Source organism: Rhodopseudomonas sp. BR0C11 (assembly GCF_010820945.1).
GTDB classification, from domain to species: Bacteria; Pseudomonadota; Alphaproteobacteria; order Rhizobiales; family Xanthobacteraceae; genus Rhodopseudomonas; species Rhodopseudomonas palustris_H.
On record NZ_QTKI01000446.1, the window covers coordinates 1 to 3,688 of the forward strand.

Consider the following 3,688-nt stretch of genomic DNA (forward strand, 5'->3'; position numbering starts at 1 on the left):
GAGCCAATTGGCCGCGCTGCGTTGTGGGGGAGTCATCATGGATCAGGGCCAAACGCTCTCAGTTCTTTTGGATTCATATGCGGTTGATCCGCAGCGGAAAGCCGTCGCCGCCGCGGTCGGCGCGATCGCCGCGGGGTCGATCGAAATTTCCGAACTGATCGGGCAGGGGGCTCTCGCCGGCATCACCGGCGCGGCGCATGGCGGCAGCAATGCCGACGGCGACGTGCAGAAGGATCTCGACGTCAAAGCCGAAGAAATCATCGTCAAGGCGCTGAAGGATGTGCCCTACGCGGCGCTGGCGTCGGAAGAGTCCGACACGCTGCTCGACGGCGATCCGAACGCGCCGATCTCGATCGCCTACGACCCGCTCGACGGCTCGTCCAACATCGACACCAACATGACGGTGGGAACGATCTTCTCGATCATCCCGAACCAGCCGGGCGTGAAGCCGTTCACCGCCCCCGGCTCCTGCCAGATCGCGGCGGGCTTCGTGGTGTACGGGCCGCAGACGTCGCTGGTGCTGACGCTCGGCAACGGCGTCGACATCTTCACGCTCGACCGCAAGGCCAAGGTGTACCGGCTGATCCGCCAGGGCGTCACCGTGCCGGCCGACACCGCCGAATACGCCGTCAACGCTTCCAACCATCGCCATTGGGAGCAGCCGATCCGCGACTTCGTCGACGAGTGCATCGCCGGTGCCGACGGTCCGCGCGCCAAGGACTTCAACATGCGCTGGATCGGCTCGCTGGTGGCCGAGGTGTATCGGATCCTGACCCGCGGCGGCGTGTTCCTGTATCCGGGCGACAACCGTCCGGGCTACGGCAATGGCCGGCTGCGGCTCCTCTACGAAACCCATCCGATGTCGTTCGTGATGGAGCAGGCCGGCGGCGCCGCTTCGACCGGGCGCGAGCGGGTGCTCGATCTCACCGCCAAGACGATCCACCAGCGCTCGCCGCTGATTATGGGGTCGATCGACAAGGTCAAGCGCATCGAACTGCTGCACACCGATCCGAGTGCCGCGTCGCGCTCGGCGCCGCTGTTCGCCCGCCGCGGTCTGTTCCGCGTCTGACGTCGTCTCCCCCGGTTGGAATTGGAAGTACCTCCTCATGTCCCGTAAGCATCCGATCATCTCCATCACCGGCTCCTCCGGCGCCGGCACCACCTCCGTGAAGAAGACGTTCGAGCAGATCTTCCGCCGCGAGAACGTCAACGCCGCGTTCATCGAGGGCGATGCCTTCCACCGCTACAATCGCGTCGACATGCGCAACAAGATGGCCGAGGAAGCCGAGCGCGGTAACCGCCACTTCAGCCATTTCAGCCCCGAGACCAACCTGTTCGAGGAGCTGGAGCAGACCTTCAAGAGCTACGCCGAGACCGGCACCGGTCGCACCCGTCACTACGTTCACGACGACGAGGAAGCCGCGCTGCACGGCGTCCCGCCCGGCAACTTCACCCAGTGGCAGGACCTGCCGGCGAATTCCGACCTGTTGTTCTACGAAGGTCTGCACGGTGCGGTGATGACCGACAAGGTCAACGTCGCGCAGCACGCCGACCTCAAGATCGGCGTCGTGCCGGTGATCAACCTCGAATGGATTCAGAAGCTGCACCGCGACCGTGCGGCGCGCGGCTATTCGACCGAGGCGGTGACCGACACCATCCTGCGCCGGATGCCGGACTACGTGCACTACATCGTGCCGCAGTTCGCCGAGACCGATATCAACTTCCAGCGGGTGCCGACCGTCGACACCTCGAACCCGTTCATCGCGCGTTGGATTCCCACCGCCGACGAATCGATGGTGGTGATCCGCTTCAAGAACCCGCGCGGCATCGACTTTGCGTATCTGCTGTCGATGATCCAAGGCAGCTTCATGTCGCGCGCCAACTCGATCGTGATCCACGGCGCCAAGCTCGACCTGGCGATGCAGCTGATCCTGACGCCGTTGATCATGCAGCTGATCGACCGCAAGCGAAGCATGAAGTAATGCCCAACATTTGGAATCTGGGGAGGCCGGTTTGAACGTTCCCGCGCGCGACATCCACGACAAGGTCACGCATCGCGACATGGCGAATGCGATCCGCTTTCTCGCCATCGACGGTGTCGAGAAGGCGAAGTCAGGCCACCCGGGCATGCCGATGGGCATGGCCGACGTCGCCACGGTGCTGTTCACCCGCTTCCTGAAGTTCGATCCGACCGCGCCCGATTGGGCTGACCGCGACCGCTTCGTGCTGTCGGCCGGCCACGGCTCGATGCTGCTGTACGCGCTGCTGCATCTGACCGGCTATCCGGAAGTCACGATCGATCAGCTCAAGTCGTTCCGGCAGTGGGGTTCGAAGACTCCAGGCCATCCGGAATACGGCCACACCCAGGGCGTCGAGACCACCACCGGCCCGCTCGGCCAGGGGCTTGCGACCTCGGTCGGCATGGCGCTTGCCGAGCGCATGATGAACGCGCGCTACGGCGACGCGCTGGTCGATCACTATACGTATGTGATCGCCGGCGACGGCTGCCTGATGGAAGGCGTCAGCCACGAGGCGATCTCGCTGGCCGGCCATCTCAAGCTCAACAAGCTGATCGTGCTGTGGGACGACAACCACATCTCGATCGACGGCGACACCTCGCTGTCGTGCTCGGACGATCAGCTCGCGCGCTTCGCCGCGTCGGGGTGGGCCACCACCCGCGTCGACGGCCATGATCCGGAAGCGGTTGCTGCCGCGATCGAGCAGGCCAAGACCAGCGACCGTCCGTCGCTGATCGCCTGCCGCACCACGATCGGCTTCGGCTCGCCGAAGGTCGCCGGCACCGAGAAGGCGCACGGTGCACCGCTCGGCGCCGAGGAGGTCGAGAAGACCCGTGCTGCGCTGAACTGGCCGTATCCGCCGTTCGAGATTCCGGAAGGGATCCTGGCTCGCTGGCGTGAAGCCGGCGGCCGCGGCAAGGCGGCGCACGAGGCTTGGACCAAGCGGCTGGCCGCGGCCGACGCTGCGACCCGCACCGGCTTCACCGATGCGCTCGCCGGCAAGCTGTCGGCGGACTACGAAGGCGCGCTGCAGGGCCTGATCGCCAAGTTCGACGCCGACAAGCCGACCATCGCCACCCGTCAGGCGTCGCAGCTCACCATCGACGCCATCGTGCCGGCGTCGCCGAACATCCTCGGCGGCTCGGCCGACCTGACGCACTCCAACCTGACGCATGCCAAGGGCACCGCGTCGGTGAAGCCGGGTGCGTTCGGCGGCTCCTATCTGCACTACGGCATCCGCGAGTTCGGCATGGCGGCGGCGATGAACGGAATCGCGCTGCACGGCGGCTTCGTGCCGTTCGGCGGCACCTTCCTGGTGTTCGCCGACTACAGCCGTCCGGCGATCCGCCTCGCGGCGCTGATGGGCGTGCGCGTCATCCACGTGATGACCCACGACTCGATCGGCCTCGGCGAAGACGGTCCGACCCATCAGCCGGTCGAGCACGTCCCCTCGCTGCGCGCGATCCCGAACGTCCTGGTGTTCCGCCCGGCCGACGCGATCGAAACCGCGCAGGCCTGGGACTGCGCGCTGAAGCAGACCTCGCGTCCGTCGGTGCTGGCGCTGTCGCGCCAGGGCCTGCCGCCGCTGCCGCGTCCGAACGGCGTCTCCGGCAACCCGGTGGCGCGCGGCGCTTACGTCGTGGTCGATCCCGGCCAGCGTGACGTCACCC

At 66.3% G+C, this 3,688-nt stretch carries 3 protein-coding genes; all 3 read left to right on the plus strand.

Annotated features, from left to right (window positions below):
- The first annotated feature begins 37 nt into the window (after nucleotides 1–37).
- Nucleotides 38–1,069 (plus strand): class 1 fructose-bisphosphatase, encoded by a 1,032-nt coding sequence (locus DYI24_RS23095; RefSeq protein WP_164573994.1) that lies wholly within the window; start codon nucleotides 38–40, stop codon nucleotides 1,067–1,069.
- A 37-nt stretch (nucleotides 1,070–1,106) separates the two neighbouring features.
- Nucleotides 1,107–1,982, plus strand: coding sequence for a phosphoribulokinase (locus DYI24_RS23100; protein WP_107346181.1), 876 nt, complete (start codon nucleotides 1,107–1,109; stop codon nucleotides 1,980–1,982).
- A 31-nt stretch (nucleotides 1,983–2,013) separates the two neighbouring features.
- Nucleotides 2,014–3,688: transketolase (gene tkt, locus DYI24_RS23105; protein ID WP_164573995.1), on the plus strand; the 1,675-nt coding region annotated here is incomplete at its 3' end.

Excerpts from the sequence above, each read along its gene's own strand:
- DYI24_RS23100 (WP_107346181.1), top strand. The coding sequence starts at position 1,107 with ATGTCCCGTAAGCATCCGATCATCTCCATCACCGGCTCCTCCGGCGCC.
- DYI24_RS23095 (WP_164573994.1), top strand. The coding sequence starts at position 38 with ATGGATCAGGGCCAAACGCTCTCAGTTCTTTTGGATTCATATGCGGTT.